We start from the raw sequence: 26,276 nt of genomic DNA, 5'->3' as shown, positions 1-26,276 counted from the left end.
GTGAGGCTTACCAGCGGCGCTCGAAACGACGGCGCAGCAGGATGGCGATAATGTTCATGGTCAGCAGGAAAGCCAGCAGGATGATGATCCCGCCCCAGGCACGCTCATAATAGGCCGGATCGGCCCGCTTGGCCCATTCATAGATCTGTGCGGGCATCGCGGAATTCGGATCCAGCAGACCCGAGGCGATCCCGTCGGGAACGTTCGTCGCGATATAGCCGACCATCCCGATAAGCAGCAGCGGCGCGGTTTCACCCAAAGCCTGCGCAAGGCCGATGATCGTGCCTGTCAGAATACCCGGCATGGCGAGCGGCAGAACGTGATGAAAGACCGTCTGCATCTTCGAGGCCCCCACGCCAAGCGCTGCATCGCGAATCGACGGCGGTACGGATTTCAGCGAGGCCCGGGTTGAGATGATGATCGTCGGCAGGGTCATCAGGGTCAGCACCAGACCACCCACCAGAGGGGCCGATTGCGGCAGATGCGCGAACTGGATGAAAACCGCAAGCCCGAGGATCCCGAAGACGATGGACGGCACCGCGGCGAGGTTTGAGATGTTCACCTCGATCAGATCCGTGAACCGGTTTTTCGGTGCAAATTCCTCAAGATAGATCGAGGCCGCCACGCCGATGGGCAGGCTCAGGATCAGCACCACCAGCATCATGAAGAACGAACCCAGCATCGCCACGCCCATACCGGCCTGCTCGGGGCGGCTTTCGGATGCGTCGGCGCCTGTGATGAAGGCCAGGTTGAACCCTTTCGACACGATCCCCGCCTCAAACAGAGCATCGGTCAGATCGAGGTGCTCGACCGAGATATTCTTGTCATCCGCCACCGCGTCGCGTGTCACACGACCCTTGAGATAGCCATCCACACGGGACGCCGCCAGCACCTGAAACTCCACCGTCTCACCAATGCGTTCCGGGTTTTCGAGGACGAAGTCGCGCACCTGCGCCGGGGCCGAGGCGGAGATCAGGTTCTTCATGTCCTTGGCTTTGGCTAGGGAGGTCTCGATACCCTGCGCCTCAACCGCGTTCAGCAGCCCCTGCTGAATCAGCGGCGCATAGCCGAAGGTGGACACTTTCTTGATCTGCTCGATATCGCCCGTGCCGTCCTTGTCGAGCTTGGCCGGATCCAGATAGACCGGCACGTTGATAACGCTTTGCTGGAACGCGCCGGTACCATTGCTGACGATGGTGACAAGCAGCACGACAAGAAAGGCCAGCCCGACAAGGATCGCGCTCAGTCCATAGGCGCGAAACCGCGCCTCGGCGCGATTGCGGCGGGCCGTGCGCGCGTCCTGCACCAGAAGCGAGCCCTTGCGCGGCGCAGTTGTGGCGGTGGCATCGGTCATTCATATTGCTCCCGGTATTTGCGCACGATGTAGAGGGCCAGCACATTCAGCCCCAGCGTGATGACAAACAATGTCATCCCAAGCGCAAAGGCCACCAGCGCCTCGGGGCTGGCGAAATCGGCATCGCCTGTCAGCTGGCTCACGATCTTGGCGGTGACGGTGGTCATGGCCTCGAACGGGTTAAGGTCCAGACGCGCCGCGGCCCCTGCCCCGAGCACGACGATCATCGTTTCGCCGATGGCGCGCGAGGCGGCCAGCAGGATCGCCCCGACAATGCCCGGCAGCGCGGCGGGCAAAATCACCTGGCGGATGGTTTCGGACTGGGTCGCGCCAAGCCCATAAGAGCCGTCGCGCATCGCCTGTGGCACGGCGTTGATGATATCGTCACTGAGCGAGCTTACGAAGGGGATCAGCATGATGCCCATCACAAGCCCCGCGGTCATCACCGCTGTTCCCGCCTGCATCCAGCCCAGGCCCCCGTCACCAAAGACGCTGACCAGGAGCGGGCCGACGGTGAGCAATGCAAACAGGCCGTAAACGATGGTGGGGATGCCTGCCAGCATCTCGATCAGCGGCTTGGCAAAGGCCCGCAGCCGGGGCGAGGCATATTCCGACAGGTAAATCGCGGCAAAAAGCCCGATCGGCACCGCCACAGCCAATGCGATGAGCGAGATATAGAACGTCCCCCACAGAAGCGGCAGCACCCCAAGTTCCGAGCCGCCGCCAAAGCTGGGCGACCAGACGGTGCCGAAAAAGAAATCTTTCGCGGGGTACAGCCGGAAAAACTCGATCGTGTTGAACACGAGCGACAGCACGATCCCCAGCGTGGTCAGGATCGCCAGGCACGCCGCACCCAGCAGTAGCAGCCGCACACCGCTTTCCACCACATTGCGGGCGCGAAAGGTGCGATCTGTCCGCAGATAGCTGAGCGCGAGGCCCAGAACCGCCGTCAGAAGCACCGCCACGCTCATCCAGCGATAGCCTGTGGCGCTCTGGGCACGGACGCTCTGCGCGGCGGCCAGAACCTCGGGCCGCACCTCTGCGCCAAGCGCCACACCAGCCCCGGCCAGCACTTGCCGCAAATCGACCTCTTGCGCGTCAAGCGTCGCCGCATCCGTTGGGCTCAGCACACCCTGCGCGACGGCCGCGTTCAGCCCGTCCGCAACCCGGCGCACATCGCTCATCACGAGGTCCAGCGTCGTATCTTCGCCCACCGCCTCGGCAGGCAGCGTGGCCGCGACATTGGCATTGATGATGAAAGGCTGCACCAGAAGCCATAGCGCCAGAAGGCCCACCGCGGGCAGCAATGCTGTCAGCCCGACATTGGCGGCGTAATAGCGCGGCAGCGAATGCAGCGCACGGATGTCCCCGCCCGCCGAGGCGAGCGCCCGCGCCCGTCCCGCAATGCTTCCGGCAAGGGCAAGACCCGCCACGATAATCAGGAGCCAGGAAAGCGGCATGAACGCCTCGTTTACTCAGGGGCAGCAAGGTCGGGGCGGCCGGATCTGGGCCGCCCCGGAAGGCTGGGTTTACATTCCACTCAGGGTTTTTTCGTCAGCCACGGCGGCTTGGGTATCGGCAAGCTCCGGATCGGATACGAGACCGTATTCGGCCAGCGGGCCATCAGGTCCGGCGATCTCGTCAGCGACGAAGAATTCAGCGAATTCCTTCAGCCCCGGGATCACGCCGATATGCGCCTTCTTGATGTAGAAAAACAGCGGGCGGCTGACCGGATACTCGCCGCTGGCGATGGTCTCGGTCGAGGGGGCCACGCCGCTCATTGTCGCAACCTTCAGCGTGTCGGTGTTGTTTTCATAGAAGGCCAGGCCGAAGACGCCCACACCGTCCTTGTTCGAGTCGATCCGCGCCAGGGTCTCGGTATAGTCGCCGTCGATATCCACCGACTTGCCATCGGTGCGCACCTCATAGCACATCTTCTTGGCGGCTTTCTTCTTGGCCTTGTCGTCATCGCCCTCTGCGGAAGCGACCAAAAGGTCATAGGCGCCGGTGGCCTTGCAGCCTTCGACCAGCACCTTTTCTTCGAACACTTCGCGTGTCCCGTGCTTGGTGCCGGGAATGAAAGCCGCGATCTCGACATCCGGCAGGTCCGCGTTGAACTCGGACCATTTATTGTAGGGGTTATCCACCAGGGCGCCGTCGACAACCACTTTGGGTGAAAGCGCGTTGAACAGATCGGCCGGTTCAAAGGCGGTAAACTCGGGGCCGGCCTTCTGGCTGGCGAAGACGATCCCGTCATAGCCGATGCGCACCTCGATGATATCGGCCACGCCGTTTTCGGCACAGACCTTCACCTCGTTTTCGCGGATCTGGCGCGAGGCATTGGCGATGTCGATGGTGTTTTCGCCGACCCCTTCACAAAACCGCTTCAGCCCGGCCGAGGATCCGCCCGATTCGACGACAGGTGTCGGAAAGTCGAAGTTCTCGCCAAAGGCTTCGGCGACGATCGAGGCATAGGGAAGGACCGTGGACGAGCCTGCCACCTGCACATTATCGCGGGCAACAGCGACGGTTGCGCTTAGCACAAGAATGGCGGCGGCAGAGGTTGAAGTGTTGAAGAATGACATCGGGCAGCGCTCCTGCTTTGGTTCAGCCAGCCCCCCTCATGGGGACCGGTTGAGTCGCTTGCTAGGCGTGGTCAGCGACGTTTCTGTAAAGTTTTTGTAACGGTTTCATGACATCGCACGCACAAATCCGCGTGCTGTGCGACTGCCGCGCTCAGCTCGGCCGTTCCTGTGGCAGTATCACCCTGAATTCACTGCCCTGCCCCGGTGTGCTGCTGATCCTCAACCGGCCGCGATGGCGGTTGACGATATGTTTGACGATGGCAAGCCCCAGCCCCGTGCCGCCCATCTGTCGCGACCGGTGATTGTCGATCCGGTAGAACCGTTCGGTGAGGCGCGGCACATGAACCGGATCGAAACCCGCGCCGTGATCGCGCACGGTGATGACCGCCGCGGGCCCACGCAGGTGAGGGTCTTCGTCATGAATGGCGAGGCCAAGCTCAACCCGCTTGCCCGCACCTCCATACTTGACGGCATTTTCCACGAGGTTCGACACCACCTGCGCCAACTGGTCCGCATCCGCAGGCACGTGAACCGGGGTTTCGGGCAGATCGAGCGCGATATCCACCCCCGCCTCGGCCGCGAGGGGGCGCAAGGCATGGCTCACCGCGCGGAGCGTCGCGACCAGATCAACCAGGGCGTTCGGGCGCACCCGTTCCTCGGCCTCTACCCGGCTGAGCGACAGCAGATCGCGCACCAGCCGCTCCATCCGCGCTGCCTCACCCTGCATGATGCCCAGAAACCTCTGAGCCGCAGCCGGGTCATCACGCGCCGGGCCTTGCAGGGTTTCGATGAAGCCCAGCAGCGACGTCAGAGGTGTGCGCAGCTCATGGCTAACATTGGCCACGAAATCGCGGCGCATCTGACCGGCTTCCTCCAGATGTGTCATGTCCTCGAAACTGACCATCACGCCCCGGTCCGGCCCCATGTCCACCGGCGCGCAACTGACCACAAAGCTGGTATCGCGGGGGCCATCGTTGCTCAGATAACGGGTCTCGCGCGGGGTATTCTCGCGCAGGCAGGCCTCGATCGTGTCAAGCAGTGGAGGCTGGCGCAGCACCGTGATGAAATGCCGCCCCTCCAGCGGCTGACCCATAAGATGTTCAGCCTTGGCATTGGCGCCGATGATCCGCTCATCCGCCCCGATCAGCAGCGTCGGCAGCGGCAGGGCCGCGAGAAGGCTGGCGATCAGCGCCTCGTCCACCGGTTCAGATCGCCTGAAGCCCGGCGCGGAAACGGCGCATGTTCTGCTGGTAGTGCAGCGCGCTTAGCCTGAGCTTGTCGATGGCCGCATCATCCAGCTGCCGCACCACCTTCCCGGGGCTGCCCATGACCAGTGATCCGGCCGGGATCTCCTTGCCCTCGGTGATCAGCGCGCCCGCGCCGATCAGGCAATTGTCCCCGATCACCGCTCCGTTCAGCACTGTGGCGCCCATGCCGATCAGCACGTTATCGCCCAGCGTACACCCATGCAGCATGGCCTTGTGTCCGATGGTACAGCCCGCGCCGATGGTCAGCGGGAACCCCATATCGGTGTGCATCACACAGTTTTCCTGCACATTGGTCCCGGCCCCGATGCGGATCACCTCGTTATCCCCGCGCAAGGTCGTGCCGAACCAGACGGATGTCGCACTCTCCAGCACCACCTTGCCAATCAGATTGGCATCCGGCGCAACCCAGAAATCCTCGTCTGCCGGTGTCTCCGGGCGGTGCCCGTCCAGTTCGTAAAACATCAGCTCAGCTCCTCGAATTCGGCCTGCAGGGCCCGCACATGATCGGTCAAACCCGGTTGCTGGCTACGCCGCAGGCGGGCGGCGGTCACAATGCTTTTCAGCTTTGCCTCCGTGGCATCCAGATCGTCGTTGATCAGCACGAAATCGTAACTGTCCCAGTGGCTGATCTCGGCCCAGCTCTTCCGCATCCGGCTTGCAATCACCTCCGCGCTGTCCTGGCCGCGGTTTTCCAGTCGTCGGCGCAGTTCAGCAATGGATGGCGGCAACAGAAATATCGAAAGCACATGGTTCTGAAGCGACGAGTTGGCGATCTGCTGCGCGCCCTGCCAGTCAATGTCGAACAACACATCGCGCCCGTCTTCAATGGCCATCTCCACCGGTAGTTTCGGCGTGCCATAGGAGTTGCCGAAGACCCGCGCATATTCCAGCATGAACCCGTCATCGACATATTGGGTGAACTGCGCTTCGCTCAGGAAATGATAGTCTTTGCCATCGACTTCCCCCTCGCGCGGGGCGCGCGTGGTGGCCGAAACCGAGAAGGTCAGGGTTTCGTCCCATGCCCTGAGCCGCCGGGTCAGCGTCGATTTGCCCGCGCCCGAAGGCGATGAAAGGATGATCAGAAGCCCCCGGCGATCACTCATGCCATCCTGCCTTTCCGGCTCTGCGCATATCTTCAGAAGGTTCCGCCATTGGCCGCTCACTCCACATTCTGCACCTGTTCGCGCATCTGATCGATCACGCTTTTCAGCTCGATCCCCAGGGTCGTGAGGCTGGTATTCTGCGCCTTCGAGCACAGCGTGTTGGCCTCACGGTTGAATTCCTGGCTCAGGAAGTCGAGCTTGCGCCCGATGGGCGATCCCGCCGCGAGCAGATCGCGCGCGGCCGTCACATGCGTGCGCAGCCGGTCTAGCTCTTCGGTGACGTCCGCCTTGACGGCAAGCAAGGCCAGTTCCTGCGCCACACGTGCCTCATCGGCCCCTTCGGCGCCCTCCATGACCTTGGCAAGGTTCGCCCGCAGGGCAGCGGCCACTTCCGGTGCGCGGGCTTGAGCTACCTCCGCTGCCTGCTCTGTCAGTTCGGCGATCTGGCCAAGCTGCGCGTCGAGCAGATTGCTGAGCGCCTGCCCTTCCCCCCTGCGCATCTCAAGAAAGGCGGCAAGCAGGGTTTCGAACTCGCTCAGCAGCTGTTCGCGCAGGGCCGCGGTATCAGGCAGAGTGCTCGTCTGTTCCATGACGCCTCGCAGGGCCAGGATATCCGCCGCATTGGCGGGCGCCAGAGTGAGCCCGAGATCCATCGCCTGCGTTTCCACGTCGGCCATCGCAGAGAGCACCTGTGCAAGCTGACCTTGATTGAGCCCGAGCCCCGCCGAACTGTCTTCGGCCTGCATCCTGAGCGCGAGGCTGACATTGCCCCGTGAGAGGGCCTTGCCAAGCCGGGTGCGGATGGCCGCTTCGAGCCCCTCCACCCACTCCGGCAGACGCAGCCGCATATCCAGGCCCTTGCCATTCACCGAGCGCAATTCCCAACTCCAGGCAAACCCATGGCCCGCCCCCTGTGCCGACGCAAATCCGGTCATGGAATAAATCACAGGTCGCCCCCTTCTTCCGGCTGTTGCCTTCTCCTAAAGTGTTTCGCCCCTGACGAAAAGCGCGAAGCGCAGACAAAGCAAGCGTACGGCAATCCGAAGGAAGGTTAACCAATTACGCTGATTTTTAACAAAAGCCCCGGCAAATCGGCTAGTGTTGCCAAGGGGGCAGTGTGGGCTCTCTACATGGGTGAGTAGAATGACTGAGGACAACAGACCGGCTGATGTCGTTGCACTGGGTGCGTCAGCCAAAGGAATTCAGGGCAAGGACATTGGCGCGATGCGGCGCTACTGGCAAGGCATGCGCAAAGACGGCGATGTGCCCCGGCGCTCGGATATCGACCCGCGCGGCATCGAAAAGCTGCTGGAAAACGCCTTGATCGCCGAACGGATCGCGCCGGGCCTTGCGCGGCTGCGTATCGCGGGCCAGCATCTGAGCGATCTGATGGGGATGGAGGTCCGTGGCATGCCGCTCAGCGCGTTCATCGCACCGGATCACCGCGACCGGCTGAGCGAGGCGCTGATCGAGCTTTTTGAGCGCCCAGCGGTGATCACACTGCATCTGAGCGCACCAGGCTGCACCGGCAGCCCCGAGATGCAGGCCAACCTGATCCTGCTACCTCTTCGCAGCGATCTGGGGGATGTATCCCGTGCGCTGGGGTGTCTGGTCAGTCGCGGCGGAATCGGACGCACACCACGGCGCTTTGAAATCGTGAAGGTCAGTATAGAGCCGGTCGACAGCACCGTGGCCGCCGCACCGGAAACGAAATCCCAGCCGGGTTTTGCCGATCCGAATGCACCCTTCGAGCATGGCCCGCCTATTCTGGAGAGCGAACGACCTTACCTGCGGCTGGTGCGGGACGACACCTAAGCCCCCTCGGATCACGCCCGGCCATCGCCCCGGAATTGCCTCAAATCAGCACGATATGCGGGCCAAAAGCGCCCGATTGACAGGTGATTGTGCCCTCAGATCGTTTCTGAGTGAGGTACCCCATGGCCCGTTCCATTTCGCGCATGTCGCGCGCGGACAAGCACCAGCGCCTGTTCGAGCTGATCCGTCAGGGCAACCTGGCATCGCAATCTGGCACCCGCCGCGCCTCTGTGCCCGCGCCTTCGACCCTGCAAGCGCTGCGCGACCGCGCCGAACAATCGATCCGGCCCTGAGCGGGCGCGCCCTATCCCCGGAACCCGGTGGCCACCACGAATTTTTCGGAACTGTCCGATCTCGATGAAGGCGGCTTCACATTGGCGACCTTTTCAAAGCGCTGCTTGAGCAGTTTCTGCAATTCGCCCTCGGCCCCGCCCGCCAGCACCTTGGAAATGAAGGTTCCGCCCTCTTCCAGAACGTCAAAAGCGAAATAGGCCGCCGCTTCGCAGAGCGCGATGATGCGCAAATGGTCGGTCTGTTTGTGTCCCGAGCTGGCCGCGGCCATGTCGGACATGACCACATCCGCCTTACCGCCAAGCCATTCCTTGACCTTGTCATCCGCCCCGTCTTCCATGAAATCGAGCTGATGGATCTCGGCCCCCGCGATCGGTTCCACCTCTTGCAGATCGATGCCCAGCAGGCGCCCGATGCGTTTGCCCGTTTTTTCACCCAAGGCGTTGACGCGCGGCACGGCCACCTGCAACCACCCCCCCGGCGCACAGCCAAGATCCACCACCCGTGCGCCCGGCACGAGAAAACGGAACTTGTCGTCAAGCTCCATGATCTTGTAGGCCGCACGCCCGCGATACCCTTCGGCCTTGGCGCGCTGCACATAGGGGTCGTTCAACTGACGCTGAAGCCAGCGTGTCGAAGAACTCCGGCGCCCGCGCGCGGTCTTGACCTTGACTGTCAGATCGCGCTGGCCGCGCCCTGAGGTGTTCTTGCCGGTCGGTTTTTTCGCCATGGCGTCACTCCCTCTCCGTCTGTTCCGGCTCACGCGTCAGCACGCCATCGGCCGCCATCTGCGCATACAGCATCCCCTCGCGCAGACCACGATCCGCAACCGAAAGCCGGTCCGTGGGCCAGCACCGCAGCAGCGCCTGCAGGATCGCCGAGCCGGACATGATCAGCGCCTGCCGGTCCTGCCCGATCCGCGGATCGCGCTTGCGCCCGGCGGGGCCGAGGCTGAGATAGGTACGGATCACCGCGTCGATCTGATCCGAGGTCATTGTCAACCCGTCCACCTTGTTGCGGTCATAGCGCCTGAGCCCGAGATGTGAGGCGGCCACCGTCGTGACCGTTCCCGAGGTGCCGACAATCTGAAACCCTTCCCGCGCCTGCTCGTTCGTATACGGCGCGAATTCCGAAAGGTTCTCTTCGAAATACCAGCTCATCAGCGCAAAGCGGGCCGCATCATCCTCCACATCGCTGAATTGGTCACGCAACGTGGCCACCCCCAGCGGCACCGAGATCCAGTCCACAACCTTCGCTTCGTTCTCGGCGCTTTCTCCGGTCTGAAACCCGCGATGCATCCGCATGATCGATTGCGCCCGGGATTGAGGTTCGACCCGTGTGAGGTCAATCCAGACCAGCTCGGTCGAGCCGCCGCCGATATCCACCACGAGGAGCTGATCCGTCGTCGGCGCGACCAGCGGAGCACAGGACACCACGGCCAACTGCGCCTCTTCCTGCGGTTCGATGATGTCCAGATGCAGGCCGGTTTCACGCCGGACACGCGCCATGAACTCGGCCCCGTTGGTGGCCCGACGACAGGCTTCGGTGGCCACAAGGCGCATCTTCTTGACCTTGTGCCGCTTCAGTTTCTGCCGACAGACGCGCAGCGCCTGGATCGTACGATGGATCGAACCGCGGCTCAGACGCCCCGAATGCTCCAGACCGGAGCCGAGCTGTACGGATTTCGAAAAACTGTCAACGACTCTGAACTGACTGCCGAGAGGTTCGGCAATCAGCATCCGGCAACTGTTTGTGCCCAGGTCCAACGCAGCATAAAGAGGCGCTGCGCCAGCGGGATTGAGTGCGGGGCTCTCAACCGTTTCAGGGATCGCGCCCGCACCATCGGGACGCTTGGGCGCCATAGCAATACGCCCTCCATTTCGAGTTGCCCCCAAGATAAGCGCGCACTGACGGTTAAGCAACGGTTTGTTCCTGGGGGCCTGCAAGATTTCTACGCCCCCCGCCCTGCCACGGCATGCGCAGGGTGCGGTACGGAACCGCTGAACGCTCATCCTCATTATCGTTATGTAAATCTTTCAAGACCCGCACTGTGGCCAGCAGACCCGCCTATGGGGTAGGTCTGTCGCTCAGAGCGTTCGTTAAGTCGAAAATCGACGTCGCAATCGGGCGGCGCTGCCATAGATAGGGCGCATCGAGAAAGAGGAATCAGCGATGGTTGATGTCACAGTGGTCTATTGGCGCGATATTCCCGCGCAGGTGATCGTCGGCAAGGGCCGTCGCGGCTCCAAGGTGCAGCTGCCCGAACGGTTTGAGCAGGCCATCGACCGCGCCGCCATGAAGACGGGTGCGGCCGAAACCGATGACTACCTGGCTGAATGGCGCAAGGCCGCCCCTTATCAGATCGACGGTGAGGCCGATGACGTGGCCAAATCCGAGGCTGCCCGTCTCGATGCAGAATACGACCAGGAGCGTATCAAAGCCCTGATCGCCAATGATGGTTGGGCCGGTACAGGTTCGTCATGAGCAAACGCTCTTTTTGGGAGGCCGCTATGGGTCTGTTGAACTTCCGCAAGAAAGAAACCGCCGCAGACGCGCCGGTCAATGGCAATGTCGAGGCCTTCCTCAAGGGCTATTCGATCGAGGTGATGCCGCGCACGGCGGAGAAGGTGGAAAATTTCCGCGACCTGCTCCCGAAGGGCACCCGCGTCTACATCGCGCATATCGAAGGCACGCCGATCGAGGACATGGTCGCCACCGCAAAACGCCTGGCCGATGAAGGCTATCCGGTGATGCCGCACTTCCCGGCACGGATCATCAAGGATCAGGCCACGCTCGCGGACTGGATCGCCCGCTATCAGGGTGAGGCAGGCGTCGATCAGGCGCTGCTGCTGGCCGGCGGTGTGGCCAAGCCGCATGGCGATTTCGACAGCTCCATGCAGCTCATGGAATCGGGTGAGTTCGGCAAGGCGGGCTTCAAGCGCCTGCACGTCGCCGGGCACCCTGAAGGCAACCGCGACATCGACCCCGATGGCGGCACCCGCAACGTCGAAGAGGCGCTGCGCTGGAAGCAGAAATTCGCCGAGACCTCCGACGCCAAGATGGCGCTGGCCACGCAGTTCTCGTTTGACGCCCATCCGGTGATCAACTGGGCCAACGCACTGAAGGCCGAAGGCATCGACCTGCCCGTGCATATCGGCATTGCCGGCCCGGCCAAGTTGCAGACGCTGATCAAGTTCGCCATTGCCTGCGGTGTCGGCCCGTCGCTGAAGGTGCTGCAGCGCCGCGCGATGGATGTCTCCAAGCTGCTCCTGCCCTATGAGCCCGATGAGATCATCAAGGCGCTGTCCGACTACAAGGCCGAGAACCCTGATTTCGGTATCGAGCAGGTGCACTTCTTCCCACTGGGCGGGATCAAGACCAACGCCCAATGGGCAATTGACCATGGTGGCGCCTCGGGCGTCCCTGCCAACCAACAAGACTGAGCAAGGATAAGACATGACCCGCACCATCGTCGAAAGCAAAACCAAGACCGCCGTGATCGGCTTTGACGAGCCGTTCTGCGTCATTGGCGAGCGGATCAACCCCACCGGCCGCAAGAAACTGGCCGCCGAGCTGGAAGCGGGCGATTTCTCGACCGTGGAATCGGATGCCGTGGCTCAGGTCGCCGCAGGGGCAACCGTGCTCGATATCAACGCGGGCGTTGTCTATAACTCCAACCCGAACCCAAACGAGACCGAACCGCCGCTCATGACCAAGATGGTCGAGCTGGTGCAGGGCCTCGTGGATGTGCCGCTCTGCATTGACAGCTCGGTGCCCGCGGCTCTTGAGGCCGGCCTTCAGGCTTGCGAAGGTCGCCCGCTCCTGAACTCGGTCACGGGCGAAGAGGATCGGCTGGAATTCGTTCTGCCGCTGGTCAAGAAGTACAACGTGCCGGTCGTGGCCATCTCCAACGACGACACCGGCATTTCCGAAGACCCCGATGTGCGCTTTGCCGTGGCCAAGAAAATCGTCGAACGTGCGGCGGATTTCGGCATCCCGGCCCATGACATCGTGGTTGACCCGCTGGTCATGCCCATCGGCGCCATGGCAACCGCCGGTCAGCAGGTCTTTACCCTGGTGCGCAAGCTGCGCGAAGAGCTGGGCGTGAACACCACCTGTGGCGCGTCGAACATCTCGTTCGGTCTGCCCAACCGTCACGGCATCAACAACGCGTTCCTGCCCATGGCGATGGGGGCCGGTATGACGTCGGCCATCATGAACCCGATCGCCCTGCCCGTGAAACAGGCCGAGATCGACGCCAAGAAAGCCGCCGCCGCCGCCGCTGGCCTCGTGATCCCCGACGATATGGATGACGAAACCTTCTGCCAGCTCTTTGGCCTCGGCTCCACCAAGGCACGCGCGGGCAAGGAAATGGAGGCCATCATGGCCGCCAATTTCCTGACCAATAACGACCCGCATGGCGGCAACTGGATCAAGTTCAACAAACCGCCGGCAGCCCCTGGCGAAGAGGGCCGAGGCCGGGGTGGCCGCGTCGGCAGCCGCCGCCGCCGCGCCTGATCCTCGGACCAGTCACACAAACGCCCCCGGTGCCCTGCGCATCGGGGGTTTTTCGTTTCTGATTGCCCTTTTTTTAAGGCCTCGGACTTGCCCGACACAGGCCAAGGATGCGTCTGATTTACTCCGCCACGATCTCGATGGTGATCTTGAACCCCTCCTGAAACGGGGCCAGCCGCGCACGGATCGCGGCCTCGGCACCGGCCGACGCACTTCGCCCGGTCAGGACCATCTGATACGCGTCAAGCTGCAGCTCTCCTGAGCGCAGCTCGGCCAATGCCTTCACCCCGGCGCGCGCGGCGCTCCACCAATCGGCATCAGCCGGGACACCGGCAAAGTCCAGCCCTTCCGCCGCAATCGGCGCGCCCAGGATTGCGGATTGCGACGCGGGGCCCAGATCGGAGGGCACCTTGCCGCTGAGTGTTCCACGCGTTCCGTCAAAGCGCAGCACAAAACCAAACGGACGCCCGTCATCCTGAAAGCGGATTTCGGTGCGCGTCTGGTACCCTTCCGGCAGGGCGTCCAGCGCGGCAAGCACCTCGCGTTCTCGCGCAGGGTTGCGGACCACGCCCGTAAACGCGATCTGCGTCCCGATCAACGCCATCCGGCCGCGTTCAAAGAGCGCCAAGGTGCGCGTGGCGCTTTCCGCCGCCTCTGGCCAGCGCGCCGGGCCGGGTTTCGGCGTATGCACCAGATCGCCATCCGCCACCTTCGCCCCCAGCCACTCTGCCACCTGACTGCTCTGCCAGCCTTCGGGCAACTTGCCGTCCAACACCGCACCTGACCCGTCATAGGCAAGAACCAGCCGCATCGGGCTGCCATCGTCGATCAGGGCAATCTGAAGATCGAGCTGCACGGTTCCGGGCAGGCCCTCAAGCCGTTGCTCCAGACGGTGCAGCGCAGGCGGGTCCTGTACCCGCCCTTCGAGCCGGAGCACCTCTCCGTCAAATGTCATCTGACCGCTTTCAATCCATCCGATGGCCTCGGCACCAAGGCTTGCCGCCTGCCACCAATCGTCGCCAGGGGAAATGCGCGCCACCTCCAGGGCCTCGGCATGAATGGGTCGGCCCGTCAGCGCCGCCAGCACCGCCGGCGCCAGGCTTTGCGGCACCTTGCCTTCGGCGCGGACCGTGCCCTCATCCTGCGTCAGGGACAATCCGAACGGCGCGCCACTATCGGCCAACATGATCCGGGTGGAGATCATCATCTCTGCCGGCAAGCCCGCCAGCGCCTTTTCCGCCGCCGCGTGCGCCGCGTCGGACCATGCCTCACCGGTGAGCGTCAGGTTGGACCCGATGATCGCCAGATGCCCGTTATGCAAAGCCTCCAGCGCCGCCAGCCCCTGCGTGACCGCCATATCCCAGCCATCGAACGGCAGAGGCAAGGGCGACGCGGTGAGTTCGCCCGCAAGCCCCGATACCGCCATCTCTGCCGGAAGCTTGCCGGTGATGTCGCGCGTCTCGCCACCCGATCGCGTCGCCGTGAGCCGCACCGGAGTGCCATCGTCAAGCGCGTCGATCCCGATGGTGAGCGTATAGCTTTCTGGCAGATCGGCCAGCAGAAGCTCCGCCCGCGCGGCCACCTCCGGTGTAAGCGCCTTCCCGGTCAGGCGCAGCGCCCGATCCTCCAGTTCAAGACGGCCGGATGCCAGATCCTCCAGCGCCCGCAAGCCACGCGATGCCACCTGCGCCCAATCCGTGTCTGGTGCGCCAGAGGCCAGCGTCAGAGCCTCGGCCGCCGCGCCATGATCCTCGCTCAGCGCGGCGCGAAACGCCTCTGTCGGCGTTGCCCCCTCCAACCGCATCGCGCCATCCTGGCCTAGACTGGCGACAAACCGGAACGGGATCATCGGTTCCAGCACCGTCACCCGGGCGCGCACCCGGCCGCGCCCTTCGATCCCACGCAGCGCATCAAGGATCTCGGCTTTCTCGGACTCGCTGTCGGCCAGGCCCTGCACCGTGATGTGCCGACCATCAAGGCTCACCCGCATGCCATGCACGCTTTTGCTTACGATGCTGTCGGCCTGTGCGATGATCCCGGCTTCGACCAGCGGCGCATCGGATTTGAAATTGAAAAGCCCAAGGGCGAACAAAGCCGCGATCAGCAGCAGCGCGCCGAAGAAATCCTCAATCCGATATGTCCGTGATCCGCTCATCCTGACGCACTTCATCAGGTGCGGCGCGGCGAAAGTCAAACCCGGAATCGGCCGGTCCGGAGCGGCGGCACAGGGCCAGCGTCAGCAGAGCCCCTGATCCCGCGCCAGCATGGCCGCATGGGTGCGGTTGCGCGCCCCCAGCTTGCGCGACAAGGTCTTGAGGTGGAGCTTGACTGTCACCTCCTGAATGTCGAGATCGCGGGCGATCTCCTTGTTCGACTTGCCTTCCACGATCCCTTGCAGCACATCCGTTTCGCGCGGTGTCAGGCTGACAATCATCGGCGTTCCGCCCCGTCCGGCAAGAAAGTCGATCGGCAGATAAACCTCGCCTGCCAGCATGGCATGCACCGCGGCGACCATGTCGACGGGGGCCAACGTCTTGGGCAGGAACCCCGCCGCCCCGCGTTTGAGTGCCCGCCGGGCGATTTCGCGTGGCGCGGTGCCCGACAAAAGCGCCACCGGACAGTCCGCCAGTTCCCGCATGCGTTCCAATCCGGTCAACGCATCCATGCCGGGCATGGAATAATCGAGCAGGATCAGATCGAAATGATCGTGCTTTGCATAGAGATCGACCGCCTCTTCGAAGGTCCGGGCACAGATCACGATGAACCCGCCCTGCTGTCGCAGATACTCGGCCAATGTCTCACGAACAAGGTCATGGTCGTCTGCCAGTAGAAGCGTTTGCATGGGATAGGTCAGTCCTGAAAGCCCTCTTTTCTGCGCGCCGGAGCGGTCGGTGATGGCGCAAGTTCAATTATATCCCGCATTCTTCTGACACTCCATCAAAATGCGCCCAAGCTCCGGGCTGGACCGGGCGGCCTTTTCAGGCTAGGACATTGCGATTGTTCGACTTGACCTCAAAGAGCCGATTGCCAGAGTCATGGGCCTCGCTTCGTTTACACGCCGACTGACCCGACGCCGCGCGCAGCTGACCTTTTTCAGCTCGCTGGCGCTGGTGTGTCTTTTGGCGACGGCCTTTCTGGCCACGCAGGTGTTCTTCAAGCTCGATGACTACGCCACCGCAAGCCGCGACAACGTTTCCTGGTCGCTGGCGCAGCTTGAGGTGGAACAGCTGAAACTTCTTTCGGCGCTTCAGACGCTCGACCCGGACGATCCGGCAACGGTGGCGCTGCTCAACCGCCGCTTTGATGCGCTCTACAGCCGCCGAGGCACCATTGCCGTCGGTCCGGTCTATCATGCCGTTCTCAGCGACCCGAAGGCGCGGGACGCTCTGACAGCACTCAGCAATGCCATCGATGAGGTCGAGCCTCTGCTCAGCGCCTCGGATGACGATCTTGCCGCTGCGCGCGAAACGATGATCCAACAGGTGCGCACCATGTCAGAACCGATCCGCGAGCTTGTGCGCGCGGGTGTGGCCTCTGATGCGCGGGCCAAGGAACGCGAGCGCCAGAAGCTTACCAGCAAGCTCTTGCAGGTGACCGGGCTGAGCCTGATCCTGCTCATCGCGCTGATGTCGCTGGCCGCTCTGCTCTGGCAGCTTTACCGGCTCTACCGACAGCGCGCGATCGAAAACCGGCAAGTGCTGCGCCGCCTTTCGACCATTCTCGACACCTCGCAGGATGCGATCCTGGTGGTCTGTCGCGATGGCTGTATCATCGACACCAATCGCGCGGCCAATGCGATGTTCTTCGACGGGAAACAACCGAACGAACCACCCCAGATTTCGGACATTCTGATGAGGCGGTCCGCCGGCGGCGAATTTAATCCGGTCAGCGGTGAAAAGCTTCTGGCCTCCTGCGCGGACGGCCCGAACCTCTGCGCCAATGTGGTCGGCCAGACCCCCTCGGGAGAGGTGTTTCCCGTTGAACTTTCGGCCGACAAAGCTCTGCGCGGCGGGCACGAAGTGGTGATCTGTTTTCTTCGCAACATCGCACGGCGCATGGCCGACCATGCCGCCCTATTGGCGGCCCGTGACCGGGCTCTCTCGGGCGAGCAGGCCAAGGCGCGCTTTCTCAGCATGGTCAGCCATGAGATGCGCACGCCTCTTACTGGCATTCTCGGAGCGCTCGAACTTCTGAACGACACCCCCATGTCCAACGAGCAATCGGGATACGCCCGCATCATGCGCTCCTCGGGGCAGCTTCTGCTCAAGCAGATCAACGATGCGCTTGACGTGGCCCAGGCCGAACAGGGCGCGCTCAGCGTCACCGCCGAACAGTTCGACCTCGATACGATGCTCGACACGCTTTATCGCAGCCAGGCCCCCGAAGCGCAGAAGTCCGGCACAAAAATGCACCTCAGCCTGACGCCCGAACCAATGGGCGTTGTCATCGGTGACCGCAACAGAGTGCATCAGGTTCTGCTCAACCTGGTGGCAAATGCGGTGAAATTCACCCGGCAGGGCGAAATCAGGATCGACGCGGTGCGCCTTGAGGATGACAAAGGCCCGAGCGATATCGTCGAGTTTCAGGTGAGTGATACCGGCATCGGCATCCCCGAAGCCGATCAGGCGGCGATCTTCGAGGATTTCGTGCGGCTTGATGCCCCGGATGCCCATGACGCGCATGGGGCGGGGCTTGGCCTGGGCATCGTGCGCACGCTTGTGTCGCTGTTGGGCGGTGAGATCGGCGTCGAAAGCGAGCCCGGTGAAGGCAGCCTGTTCTGGGTGCGCCTGCCCCTGCCCCCGGTGCAGGACCAATCCGCCAGCCCCGCGCCCCGCGACGCCGCGCCTCTGCCCGAGCAACTCGATATCCTGATCGTCGAAGACAACGACATCAATCGTCAGGTGATCTCCGAATTGCTCAGCCGTGATGGCCATAAGGTCACCGAGGCTGTCAACGGCCAGGATGCGGTGGATAAGACGCAGACACACAGGTTCGATGTGATCCTGATGGATGTGAACATGCCAGTCCTTGACGGGTTGGCCGCCACGCGGCGTATCCGCGCCGGTCAGGGCCCATCAAGCACCGCGCGTATCCTTGCGCTTACGGCGCATGTGACCCCTGACAGTGCCGAGCAGGTGCGCAAGGCGGGTCTGGATGGTCTGCTGCACAAACCGCTTCAGCGCGATGAGCTTAGTCAGGCGCTTGGCCCGCATTCCGTCCGGCAGGCAACGCCCGAGCTTGTCTGGCTTGACGATCAGATTCTGGCACAGCTCCACAACAGCCTCAGCCCGCAGGCGCTGACCGCGCTTTTCGACGGGTTTGACACGCAGGGCCGAGCCTTGCTTGACCGGGTCAGCGCGCGCTCGGATGACGAGCTGATCGCGCATCTGCATGAGCTTGCGGGCCTTGCAGCGACCATCGGGGCACGGCGGCTGCATGCGCATCTCTCCGCCGCCGAAGCCAGCCTGCGCGGCGGCGCCCCGCAAGAGGCAGATGCGCTTTTGAAAGACCTGCCCCAGCTCTGGCACAGCACGCAGGACCGGCTTACCAGCCTGCGCAAGGCCGCCTGAGCGCCAGAACTTTCGATTTTTTGGGATATGAGTTCCGACGGATTGCGCCTAGACTCGCCCCGATACACCGGCAGCGCAGAGACCGATCATGCGAAAATCCCAGCTTAGCCTGAAATGGCTCGAAGTCTTTCAGCAGGTTGCCCGGCATGGCTCTGTGCAGGCGGCGGCCGCGGAAACCGGGTTGTCGCTCAGCACCGCCTCGCACCACCTCAAAACGCTGGAAAGCGCGCTCGGCACCCCGCTTTTCGACCATAGCCGTCGGCCAATGCGGGTCACCGCCACCGGTGCCGTGGTTCTGCGCTATGTGGACGAGGCGATGCAGCTTCTGCACCGCGCCGAGGCCGAGGCGATGGCAGCGGACATGACCCAGATGCGGCGGCTGTCACTCGCCATGATCGAGGATTTCGACAGCGAGGTGGCGCCGGACCTCGCCCGCGTGCTGAGCCAGTCCATGCCCGCCTGCGCCTTCCGTCATCTCACCCGGCCCAGCCACGAGATTCTGGCGCTGGTGCGGAGCGGGGACGTGGATATCGGGATCGCGGCGCGCCCCCAGTTCGATGCGGAGGATCTGGCTGAAACCCCGCTTTTGCGCGATCCGTTCGTCCTCGCGCTGCCTGCCACCGAGGCGTTCAGCGCCGAAACCTGCCTGGCCGGGCAGACAGGCCTGCCGTTGCTGCGCTACAGCCGCGACCAGATCATCGGCCAGAGGATCGAGGCCCAGTTGCGCCGCCTGCGGGTCACTCTGCCAAATGCGTATGAGTTCGAAAGCAATCAGACGATGATGAGCATGGTGGCGGCGGGGGCCGGCTGGGCCATCACCACGCCCACCAATTATGCCCGTGCCGCGCGGTTTCAGCGGCAGGTGACATTGCTCCCCTTCCCTGCCAAGGGCTTTGCCCGGACCATGTCCGTTTTCACCCGCGAAGCCCATCCGTCCGGCGCGCTCGAAACCGTGGACAGCACGCTGCGGCAGTTGATCCAGACCCGCGTGATCGACCCGACCGTCACCCGCATGCCCTGGCTGCGGGCGGGGTTCACGCTGCTGCCCGCCAGAGAACCGCCCTCTGTATGACCTTCGCATCCTCTGAGGCGAGTGAACAGCGCAGCCAGGCGCGCTGCCAACATCCACAGGCGACCAACTATGATTGTCAGAGCCCGCCTCAGGCCACCTTTCTGGCCACAATGACAAAATGCGTTATCGAGAAAAAGAAACGCCCCTCGTCGGCCAGGCTGAGTTGTTCGTCGAACCAGGCCTGCGCGACTTCGGGCTCCACATGCTCCATCTCGATCGCGAATTGCTTCATCAGGTGCATCATCATGATTGCGATGCCATCCGGTTTCAACACGTGATCAACCAGGGTAATCGGCACGATCGCTTCGATGATATGCCCCTCGGAACTGAGCAGGCTGGGAAGCTGCTCGGGCACAGTCCCGCTTACAAAATGCTTGTCCCATGACGCCTTGATCTCCGCCATGCGCTTTGGATCGTCGCTGGCCCAGATGAAGCTGCCAAAATGCAGGTCGCCGACAACCAGCCGCCCTCCGGGTTTCAGGCACCGCATCACATCTGAAAGAGCCGCGGGAATATCGTCGATATATTCAAAGACCTGGACGGAGACGGCCTTGTCAGCACTGCTATCGGCCACGGGAAGATGATCCGCGACCCCGTTGCGGAACTCCACGCATTCATAGTCGCGGCAGCGATCCTTGCCAGCCGCAACCATATCCTCACTCGGGTCGACCCCGATCACGCAGCCCTCCGGCCCGACCGCGCGCGCGAGTTCGGCCGTCAGAAGTCCGTTCCCGCATCCAACATCGACAATCGTTTCACCGGGGCGTGGATCAAGCGCATGAAACGAGGCTTGCCGTCTTCGGGTAATATCCGCGCCCTGATAGGCATTATCCAATAACTCTGTAGTTTTCTTATCAAATTTAAGCATCAATCCGGCCCCCCAACCGTTCGACAATAAGGGCAACCTACCAGTTGATGCCTGAAGCGGCAAATCGGGGCCATGTGGCGAGCGCATCCGGCTTCGGAGTCGACTGCGACTCAGAGAATGTCGAAACGCGCCCGGATAGCCGCCTCCTGATCTGGTGTCAGGTAATTGGGGTGATGTCCGGACAGCACCTCCCGGGCCTTGGCATTGGCCCTGTCCCAGGCCTCGCGCGCGCCGCCCTCGGCCCAGGCTTTCGGGGTCTCCCGGTCCGCCAGCCCCGGATAGACGTAATCGCGTTCCATCGCCGCCATGGTCTGGGCCCCGCCCAGAAAATGCCCCTCCCCCAGCACCGCCTCGCAAATCGCGTCAAAGCCCATGTTTTCCTCGCTCACCTCGACCCCGCGCAGCACGCGATAGGTCTGGCCGTGCATTTCGTCGTCCAGAATGAACGCTTCGAAACTGGCCCCCAGAAGCGACGCGGTCATGCCCGAGCTTTCATAGATGAGATTGCCCCCCGCGAGAGCGGCGGCGAGGCTTGTCATGCCTTTTTCCACGCCATATTGCGCATCGATTGCCTTGGCATCCGCCATTGATGCGGCAACCCCTGACGGCAGGCCCAGCCAGTTGGAAAGCTGCGCCGAGGCGGCGTTGAGCAGTACCGTCTCTCCTCCGCCGCCCGCGAAGGCCCCGGTGCGCAGATCAATCACCAGCGGCCAGTTGGAAAACACCATCGGGTGCCCCGGCTTGATCACATTGACCATCACAAGGCTCGCCAGCGTTTCGGCCAGCGATTGCGCCAGGAACCCGGCCATCGTCGCAGGGGCCGTCGCTCCGGCCTGTGCAGCGGTAATGCAGGACACAGGGATATTGTGTTTCAGGCACTCAAAGGTCACATCCACCGCATCCTCGCCGAACCGCATGGGCGAGATGACCGGGCTGATATGCGCCTTCACAAAGGGGCGTCTGGCAAACTCGCCCGGCCCCCCGGCGGCAATGTCAAACATCTCCACCAGTGGCGCCACATGCTCGGGCAGCGTGAAGGCCGTGGCGACAGGCTTGGTGGTGTTTTTCAGAAGCGCGAATGCCGTGTTCACATCCAGATCGAACGGCTCTTGCACATCCGTGGCGATGCAACAGCGCGTGAACCAGCTGACATTGGTCAGCGTGTCCTGAAGCCGGGTGAAATCATGCAGGTCCGACAGCGTCGAGGATCGGTAAAGGCCGGTATCCAGATCGAGCGTCTGCACAGCCGCCCCCCCGGTGCCGAAATGCACCGCCTCCCCGCCCACCTCGATCGACCGCGCCGGATCGCGGCCATGAAAGGTGAACTGCTTGGGCGCGGTGGCAATGCTCGCCTCTACCAGCGCCTTTGGCAGCCCGATGCGCCCGTTGCCCAGGTCCCGCGCGCCCGCCTGTATCAGCACATCCCACAAGCGCTGCGGCACCTCGCCCATGCCAAGCTTGTCAAGCAGCCGCAACGCCATCGCATAGATCTTGGCGCAATCTGCCTCGCTCATGGGGCGATATTGCCCACCCCGCTGACCCGGCGGCGCGGGGTTCACCGATGGCGGTGCCGCACGTTTGGCAAGCCGCTCCTTGCGGCCCGACCGGCGCGGGCGCGGGTCTGTTTGCGCACTCATCATTGCCTCCCGACATGGATCTTGGGCAAATAAGGCGGCGCATCCCCCTGTGATGGCAAGCAAATTGCGATGCAACCTGCAAACTCGCAGATAAGTTTCGATATTATCGTATATCCACCTCGCCCGTTGACCTTGTCGGGTCATATCCCGTCATGTGGCGCAGGTCTTTGCAGGAGGCACGCATCATGAAATCCACCACCCGTTGCGTCGTGATCGGCGGCGGTATTGCCGGTTGCTCCACGCTCTATCATCTCACCCAGGAAGGCTGGAGCGATGTCGTCCTGGTCGAGCGCGACGAACTGACCTCGGGCACCACCTGGCATTCGGCGGCGCAGGTGACGAATTTCGGGATGAACCAGACCATGGTCGGCCTCAAGTCCCATTCCATCGCGCTCTACAAAAAACTCCGCGACGACCCGGATTACCCGGTCGGGTATCACCACGGCGATGGCGGCATCAGGCTGGCCAATACCGAGGCACAGATGGAGGGCTACCGGCATTTCTCCTCCATGGCGCGCGGCATGGGCGTGACCTATGAGGTGATCGACGCCGAAGAATGCGCCCGCCGTCACCCGCTGATCAGCACCGACAACCTTGTCGGCGGGCTCTGGGATGGCGAGGATGGCGATATCGATCCCGCCCAGCTCTGTCAGGCGCTTGCCTTTCATGCCCGCCGCGCCGGGGCCGAGGTCTATCGCAACACCGCTGTCACCGGCCTCACGCAGCACAAGGACCACAGCTGGACCGTGCACACCACACAGGGCGATATCGACTGCGAAGTGGTGGTGAACGCCTGCGGCTACCGCGTCAATGAGGTGGGCGCGATGATGGGCGTGCATCACCCGGTCATGTCGATGGAGCACCAGTATTTCGTGACCGAGGACATCCCCGCCATTGTCGAGGCGGGCCACCGAATGCCCCTCATCCGCTGTCCGATCTCCGACTATTACTGTCGGCAGGAAAAGAACGGCCTGCTTGTCGGCTTTTACGAACAAGACTGCAAAACCTGGGGGATGGACGGGATCAGCCCCGATTTTTCCAACGATCTCTGCCCCGATGACCTTGACCGCGTGATGGATGTGCTGGAAGGCGCGTTTGCCCGGATGCCAGCCCTCACGGAGGTCGGCATCAAGCGCGTCGTCAACGGCCCGATCACCTACACGATCGACGGCGCCCCCCTTGTCGGGCCGATCCCGGGCAAGAGAAATGCGTTTTGCATCATCGGCTTGCGCGCCGGTCTTGGCGAAGGCGGCGGGCATGGCTGGCTTCTGGCGCAACAGATCGTGCATGGCGAGGCGTGTTATGACACCTGGGTGCTCGATCCGCGCCGCTTCACCGGGCACGGCAATGTGGAACTGTGCGCGCTGAAAGCCATCGAGGATTACCAGAACGAGTTCCGCTTTCACTTCCCGCATGAGCACCGCCCCGCAGGCCGCCCGATCAAAACCACGCCCCTCACCCCGATCATGGCGGCCGAGGGGGCGGAATTTACCGTGGTCAATGGCTGGGAACGGGTGGATTACATCAAACCGTCGCCTGACTTTCACGAAACACATTCGTTCAAATTCAATGAGGTATTCGACGTTGTTAAAGCCGAGATCGCCGCGGTACAAAACCGCGTCGGCCTTGCAGAGGTCAACGGGTTCAACCGCTTTGAGCTGACCGGCCGCGACGTCCACAGCTTTCTGAACCGGATGATCTGCGGCGCTGTCCCGCGCCGTCCAGGCCGCGTGGGCTTGGGATATCTGCTCAATCATCATGGGCGGCTCAAGGGCGAATGCACCATCGCCAACCTGCCGGATGGGCGGGTCTGGTATGGCTCCGCCGCCGCCGCCGAACAGCATGATATGGATTGGCTCACCCTTCATCTGCGCAGCGATGAAGACGTGCACATCCGCAGCCTCACCAACGATCAGACCATTCTGGTACTGGCTGGTCCCAAGGCGCGCGCGGTGCTGCAAACGGTCAGCCGCGCCGACTGGTCCGCCGACGCGTTTCCCTGGCTCAGCGTGCGGGAATGTTTCGTCGGTATTGCCCCCGCCACGGTCATGTCTGTCAGTTTTTCCGGGGAGTTAGCCTATGAAATTCATGTGCCGAACGCGCAGCTCTACGCCGCCTATCTGGCCCTGCGCAAGGCGGGCGAGGCACATGGGTTAACGCTTTTCGGGGCGCGCGCGGTTGACGCGATGCGTCTGGAAAAGGGGTTCCTGCACTGGAAATCGGACATCCTGACCGAATTCGACCCCTATGAGACCGGACTTGAGCGGTTCGTCAGGCTCGACAAGGGCGATTTCATCGGGCGCGACGCGCTGCTCGCGCGACAGGCTGAAAAGCCTGACAAGCGCCTCGTGACCCTGCATGTGCAAGGCGAGACCGCGCCGGCTCATGGCGGCGCTTCGGTCATGCGGGACGGCAAGGTCGTGGGCACGGTCACATCTGGCGATTACGGCCACCGGGTTGGCATGAACCTCGCCTACGCCTTTGTTGACGCCGCTCTGAGCGCCGAAGGCACCGACCTTGCAATCGACATCATCGGCACGTTGACCCCGGCCCGTGTCATCGCCCCCTCGCCTTACGATCCGGGTATGACCCTGCCGCGCGGCTGATCACTCCATCGGCGGCGCACCACCCGCGGCGCTGCGGTCGGCGATGAATTGCTCGATGCGCGCCACCGCCTCGTCGCAGCCCGGCGGCGGTGTGTACTCGGCCAGGATCCCCTGCCAGACCCGCGTCGCCCGCGTGGCGGCATCCTCGGCACCGGCCTCTTCCCAACTGCCGAAATTGCTCAGATCGGCCACAAGCGGGCTGTAAAACGCCTGGTCATAGCGTTCCATCGTGTGCTGGGTTGCAAAGAAATGCCCACCCGGCTCCACATCGCGCAGGGCGTCCATCCCGATCTCGGCCTCCGCACCCGAGGTGGGCGCGCACAGATCCGCGATCATCTGCACCCCTTCCAGATCGGTGATCATCTTCTCATAGCCGAAGGTGAGCCCGCCTTCGAGCCAGCCCCCCGAGTGCACGATCAGCGTCGCGCCCGACATCATCCCGCCCCAGAGGCCCATCATGTTTTCCGTGGCCCCCTGCGCATCCGCCACATTCGAGGCCGAGCCCGCGGCCGAGCGCCAGGGCAGCCCGATATGCCGCGCCAGTTGCCCCGAACCAAGCTGCATCTTCACATGCTCCGGTGTGCCGAAAGCGGGCGAACCCGATTTCATATCCACGTTGGAGCCGAAGCCGCCATAGCTGACCGGTGCGCCGGGCCGTGCCATCTGCGCCAGCGTGATCGCCCCCAGGGATTCCGCATGTTGCAGCGTCAGCGCCCCCGCCACGGTGATCGGGGCCATGGCGCCTGCCAGGCAAAACGGCGTGATGATCAGCATCTGGCCCGCCCGTGCAAAATCAACGATCCCCTGTGCCATAGGCGCGTCGATCATGCGCGGGCTGTTGGTGTTGATCACTGTCGAGCACCATGAGTTATTGAGGAACTCCTCGTCGCTCAGCCCCATGCCGAGCCGCACCATTTCAAACGTGTCCTCGATCTGCGCACGCCCCCGCGCATAACCGAAAAGCGCCTTGTCCCCGGTGGCCATCTGCGCCCGGATCATCGCGTAATGCCTGAGCGGCACCGGCACGTCCTGCGGCTCGGCCGAGGGGGAAAACTTGTGAATGACCGAGAAATGCTGCTGTAGCTTCAGCGCATCGGTATAGCTTTCCAGATCGCCCGGCCTGCGCCCACGCACCGCATCCGACGCGTTGGGGCAGCCGCCTGACCCCGAAAAGAACAGCGCGCCGGGCTCGTAGACATGGCTATGGTCAGGGTTCCGCGCGTTCACCCGCCAGCTCCTCGGAGCGGTGCGCAGGGCCTCCTCGACCATATCGCGCCCGAAATAGACCATCTCGTCGCTGACCCGCGCACCCGCATCGGCCAGAATCTGGCGTGCCTCGGGCAACAGCACCTTCAGCCCCAGCTCCTGCAGCACCTCCAGGGCCGCCTGATGGATCGCCGTCACCTCATCGTCCGAAAATATCCGCTGCGGAGCGAAGGGGTGGCGCAGCCTGCTGTAATCCTTCGCCGGGGGCGGGCCTGCCTCGGCCCGGCCTTGCCTGCCGCCGTGTCGTCGTGCCATGGGCGGTCTCCTCTGCGATGACGCTAGAGGGAATGAGGGGAGTCGTCAAAGCCGTTGAAACAACCATGAAA

Annotated in this window: 22 protein-coding genes; 8 read left to right on the top strand and 14 right to left on the bottom strand. The window is 63.1% G+C overall.

Annotated features, from left to right (window positions below; translation table 11 throughout):
- Positions 1 to 7: 7 nt before the first annotated feature.
- The 7 genes from pstA to EI983_RS08985 all read right to left on the bottom strand — a co-directional run bounded on the left by pstA (position 8) and on the right by EI983_RS08985 (position 7,245).
- On the bottom strand, positions 8 to 1,354 hold the full coding sequence (gene pstA / locus EI983_RS09015; protein ID WP_157707035.1) for a phosphate ABC transporter permease PstA: 1,347 nt from the start codon (positions 1,352 to 1,354) through the stop codon (positions 8 to 10).
- The gene (gene pstC, locus EI983_RS09010) at positions 1,351 to 2,814 is read right to left on the bottom strand and encodes a phosphate ABC transporter permease subunit PstC (RefSeq protein ID WP_157707034.1); all 1,464 of its coding nucleotides are present in this window, start codon (positions 2,812 to 2,814) and stop codon (positions 1,351 to 1,353) included. The genes pstA and pstC overlap by 4 nt, the downstream gene beginning before the upstream one ends.
- A 69-nt stretch (positions 2,815 to 2,883) precedes the next feature.
- Complete coding sequence (locus tag EI983_RS09005) at positions 2,884 to 3,939, bottom strand: substrate-binding domain-containing protein (RefSeq protein ID WP_157707033.1); 1,056 nt, start codon at positions 3,937 to 3,939, stop codon at positions 2,884 to 2,886.
- 151 nt (positions 3,940 to 4,090) lie between these two features.
- Positions 4,091 to 5,140, bottom strand: a complete 1,050-nt coding sequence (locus tag EI983_RS09000; RefSeq protein ID WP_157707032.1) for a sensor histidine kinase — start codon at positions 5,138 to 5,140, stop codon at positions 4,091 to 4,093.
- Between the two features lie 4 nt (positions 5,141 to 5,144).
- Positions 5,145 to 5,672, bottom strand: a complete 528-nt coding sequence (locus tag EI983_RS08995; RefSeq protein ID WP_157709037.1) for a gamma carbonic anhydrase family protein — start codon at positions 5,670 to 5,672, stop codon at positions 5,145 to 5,147.
- On the bottom strand, positions 5,669 to 6,310 hold the full coding sequence (gmk, locus tag EI983_RS08990; protein ID WP_157707031.1) for a guanylate kinase: 642 nt from the start codon (positions 6,308 to 6,310) through the stop codon (positions 5,669 to 5,671). The genes EI983_RS08995 and gmk overlap by 4 nt, the downstream gene beginning before the upstream one ends.
- Before the next feature lie 56 nt (positions 6,311 to 6,366).
- Positions 6,367 to 7,245: a YicC/YloC family endoribonuclease gene (locus EI983_RS08985; protein WP_157707030.1), complete on the bottom strand. Its 879-nt coding sequence runs from the start codon at positions 7,243 to 7,245 to the stop codon at positions 6,367 to 6,369.
- Between the two features lie 208 nt (positions 7,246 to 7,453).
- Between EI983_RS08985 and EI983_RS08980 the strand changes: the two genes are divergently transcribed.
- Positions 7,454 to 8,125 carry a PAS domain-containing protein gene (locus EI983_RS08980; protein ID WP_157707029.1) on the top strand — a complete coding sequence of 224 codons (672 nt, stop codon included), beginning with the start codon at positions 7,454 to 7,456 and terminating at the stop codon, positions 8,123 to 8,125.
- A 122-nt stretch (positions 8,126 to 8,247) separates the two neighbouring features.
- Positions 8,248 to 8,418, top strand: coding sequence for a hypothetical protein (locus tag EI983_RS08975; protein WP_157707028.1), 171 nt, complete (start codon positions 8,248 to 8,250; stop codon positions 8,416 to 8,418).
- 11 nt (positions 8,419 to 8,429) lie between these two features.
- On the opposite strand, the gene EI983_RS08970 is transcribed toward EI983_RS08975, so the two are convergent.
- Positions 8,430 to 9,146 carry an RlmE family RNA methyltransferase gene (locus EI983_RS08970; RefSeq protein ID WP_157707027.1) on the bottom strand — a complete coding sequence of 239 codons (717 nt, stop codon included), beginning with the start codon at positions 9,144 to 9,146 and terminating at the stop codon, positions 8,430 to 8,432.
- A gap of 4 nt (positions 9,147 to 9,150) precedes the next feature.
- The gene (locus EI983_RS08965) at positions 9,151 to 10,278 is read right to left on the bottom strand and encodes a Ppx/GppA phosphatase family protein (RefSeq protein ID WP_157707026.1); all 1,128 of its coding nucleotides are present in this window, start codon (positions 10,276 to 10,278) and stop codon (positions 9,151 to 9,153) included.
- A 310-nt stretch (positions 10,279 to 10,588) separates the two neighbouring features.
- Between EI983_RS08965 and EI983_RS08960 the strand changes: the two genes are divergently transcribed.
- Genes EI983_RS08960 through EI983_RS08950 form a run of 3 tightly spaced genes read left to right on the top strand, consistent with a single transcriptional unit; the run spans position 10,589 to position 12,934 of the window.
- Complete coding sequence (locus tag EI983_RS08960; protein WP_157707025.1) at positions 10,589 to 10,900, top strand: virulence factor; 312 nt, start codon at positions 10,589 to 10,591, stop codon at positions 10,898 to 10,900.
- Between the two features lie 26 nt (positions 10,901 to 10,926).
- The gene (locus EI983_RS08955; protein ID WP_157707024.1) at positions 10,927 to 11,859 is read left to right on the top strand and encodes a methylenetetrahydrofolate reductase; all 933 of its coding nucleotides are present in this window, start codon (positions 10,927 to 10,929) and stop codon (positions 11,857 to 11,859) included.
- A 13-nt stretch (positions 11,860 to 11,872) separates the two neighbouring features.
- The gene (locus tag EI983_RS08950) at positions 11,873 to 12,934 is read left to right on the top strand and encodes a methyltetrahydrofolate cobalamin methyltransferase (RefSeq protein WP_157707023.1); all 1,062 of its coding nucleotides are present in this window, start codon (positions 11,873 to 11,875) and stop codon (positions 12,932 to 12,934) included.
- 118 nt (positions 12,935 to 13,052) lie between these two features.
- Here the strand turns inward: EI983_RS08950 and EI983_RS08945 are convergent, their stop codons facing one another.
- Together EI983_RS08945 and EI983_RS08940 are read right to left on the bottom strand one after the other, a co-directional pair.
- Positions 13,053 to 15,086 (bottom strand): hypothetical protein, encoded by a 2,034-nt coding sequence (locus tag EI983_RS08945; protein WP_157707022.1) that lies wholly within the window; start codon positions 15,084 to 15,086, stop codon positions 13,053 to 13,055.
- An 81-nt stretch (positions 15,087 to 15,167) separates the two neighbouring features.
- Entirely contained in the window at positions 15,168 to 15,773 is a 606-nt protein-coding gene (locus tag EI983_RS08940) for a response regulator (RefSeq protein ID WP_157707021.1), read from the bottom strand.
- A gap of 193 nt (positions 15,774 to 15,966) precedes the next feature.
- Here EI983_RS08940 and EI983_RS08935 point away from each other — a divergent pair, with 193 nt between their 5' ends.
- The gene (locus tag EI983_RS08935; RefSeq protein ID WP_157707020.1) at positions 15,967 to 18,501 is read left to right on the top strand and encodes a hybrid sensor histidine kinase/response regulator; all 2,535 of its coding nucleotides are present in this window, start codon (positions 15,967 to 15,969) and stop codon (positions 18,499 to 18,501) included.
- Positions 18,502 to 18,589: 88 nt separating this feature from the next.
- Positions 18,590 to 19,573: a LysR family transcriptional regulator gene (locus tag EI983_RS08930; protein WP_157707019.1), complete on the top strand. Its 984-nt coding sequence runs from the start codon at positions 18,590 to 18,592 to the stop codon at positions 19,571 to 19,573.
- 88 nt (positions 19,574 to 19,661) lie between these two features.
- Here the strand turns inward: EI983_RS08930 and EI983_RS08925 are convergent, their stop codons facing one another.
- Both EI983_RS08925 and EI983_RS08920 read right to left on the bottom strand, forming a co-directional pair.
- Positions 19,662 to 20,528, bottom strand: a complete 867-nt coding sequence (locus tag EI983_RS08925; RefSeq protein WP_246162360.1) for a methyltransferase domain-containing protein — start codon at positions 20,526 to 20,528, stop codon at positions 19,662 to 19,664.
- Positions 20,529 to 20,551: 23 nt separating this feature from the next.
- Entirely contained in the window at positions 20,552 to 22,078 is a 1,527-nt protein-coding gene (locus EI983_RS08920; protein WP_157707018.1) for a trimethylamine methyltransferase family protein, read from the bottom strand.
- Between the two features lie 185 nt (positions 22,079 to 22,263).
- Between EI983_RS08920 and EI983_RS08915 the strand changes: the two genes are divergently transcribed.
- Positions 22,264 to 24,684 (top strand): GcvT family protein, encoded by a 2,421-nt coding sequence (locus EI983_RS08915; RefSeq protein ID WP_157707017.1) that lies wholly within the window; start codon positions 22,264 to 22,266, stop codon positions 24,682 to 24,684.
- On the opposite strand, the gene EI983_RS08910 is transcribed toward EI983_RS08915, so the two are convergent.
- Positions 24,685 to 26,205, bottom strand: a complete 1,521-nt coding sequence (locus tag EI983_RS08910) for a trimethylamine methyltransferase family protein (protein ID WP_157707016.1) — start codon at positions 26,203 to 26,205, stop codon at positions 24,685 to 24,687. It lies immediately after the preceding gene.
- Positions 26,206 to 26,276: the final 71 nt, after the last annotated feature.

Source organism: Roseovarius faecimaris (assembly GCF_009762325.1).
Taxonomy (GTDB): domain Bacteria; phylum Pseudomonadota; class Alphaproteobacteria; order Rhodobacterales; family Rhodobacteraceae; genus Roseovarius; species Roseovarius faecimaris.
Note: the sequence above shows the minus strand (reverse complement) of the source record. Positions and strands in the feature narration are given on the sequence as shown.

Bases quoted from the DNA above. Each gene is read 5' to 3' on its own strand.
- EI983_RS08945 (WP_157707022.1), bottom strand. From the start codon at position 15,086: ATGAGCGGATCACGGACATATCGGATTGAGGATTTCTTCGGCGCGCTG.
- pstA (WP_157707035.1), bottom strand. From the start codon at position 1,354: ATGACCGATGCCACCGCCACAACTGCGCCGCGCAAGGGCTCGCTTCTG.
- EI983_RS08980 (WP_157707029.1), top strand. From the start codon at position 7,454: ATGACTGAGGACAACAGACCGGCTGATGTCGTTGCACTGGGTGCGTCA.
- pstC (WP_157707034.1), bottom strand. From the start codon at position 2,814: ATGCCGCTTTCCTGGCTCCTGATTATCGTGGCGGGTCTTGCCCTTGCC.
- EI983_RS08935 (WP_157707020.1), top strand. From the start codon at position 15,967: ATGGGCCTCGCTTCGTTTACACGCCGACTGACCCGACGCCGCGCGCAG.
- EI983_RS08985 (WP_157707030.1), bottom strand. From the start codon at position 7,245: ATGACCGGATTTGCGTCGGCACAGGGGGCGGGCCATGGGTTTGCCTGG.
- gmk (WP_157707031.1), bottom strand. From the start codon at position 6,310: ATGAGTGATCGCCGGGGGCTTCTGATCATCCTTTCATCGCCTTCGGGC.
- EI983_RS08950 (WP_157707023.1), top strand. From the start codon at position 11,873: ATGACCCGCACCATCGTCGAAAGCAAAACCAAGACCGCCGTGATCGGC.
- EI983_RS08965 (WP_157707026.1), bottom strand. From the start codon at position 10,278: ATGGCGCCCAAGCGTCCCGATGGTGCGGGCGCGATCCCTGAAACGGTT.
- EI983_RS08940 (WP_157707021.1), bottom strand. From the start codon at position 15,773: ATGCAAACGCTTCTACTGGCAGACGACCATGACCTTGTTCGTGAGACA.
- EI983_RS08920 (WP_157707018.1), bottom strand. From the start codon at position 22,078: ATGAGTGCGCAAACAGACCCGCGCCCGCGCCGGTCGGGCCGCAAGGAG.
- EI983_RS08910 (WP_157707016.1), bottom strand. From the start codon at position 26,205: ATGGCACGACGACACGGCGGCAGGCAAGGCCGGGCCGAGGCAGGCCCG.
- EI983_RS09005 (WP_157707033.1), bottom strand. From the start codon at position 3,939: ATGTCATTCTTCAACACTTCAACCTCTGCCGCCGCCATTCTTGTGCTA.
- EI983_RS08970 (WP_157707027.1), bottom strand. From the start codon at position 9,146: ATGGCGAAAAAACCGACCGGCAAGAACACCTCAGGGCGCGGCCAGCGC.
- EI983_RS08955 (WP_157707024.1), top strand. From the start codon at position 10,927: ATGGGTCTGTTGAACTTCCGCAAGAAAGAAACCGCCGCAGACGCGCCG.
- EI983_RS08915 (WP_157707017.1), top strand. From the start codon at position 22,264: ATGAAATCCACCACCCGTTGCGTCGTGATCGGCGGCGGTATTGCCGGT.
- EI983_RS08930 (WP_157707019.1), top strand. From the start codon at position 18,590: ATGCGAAAATCCCAGCTTAGCCTGAAATGGCTCGAAGTCTTTCAGCAG.
- EI983_RS08925 (WP_246162360.1), bottom strand. From the start codon at position 20,528: ATGCGCTCGCCACATGGCCCCGATTTGCCGCTTCAGGCATCAACTGGT.
- EI983_RS08975 (WP_157707028.1), top strand. From the start codon at position 8,248: ATGGCCCGTTCCATTTCGCGCATGTCGCGCGCGGACAAGCACCAGCGC.
- EI983_RS08960 (WP_157707025.1), top strand. From the start codon at position 10,589: ATGGTTGATGTCACAGTGGTCTATTGGCGCGATATTCCCGCGCAGGTG.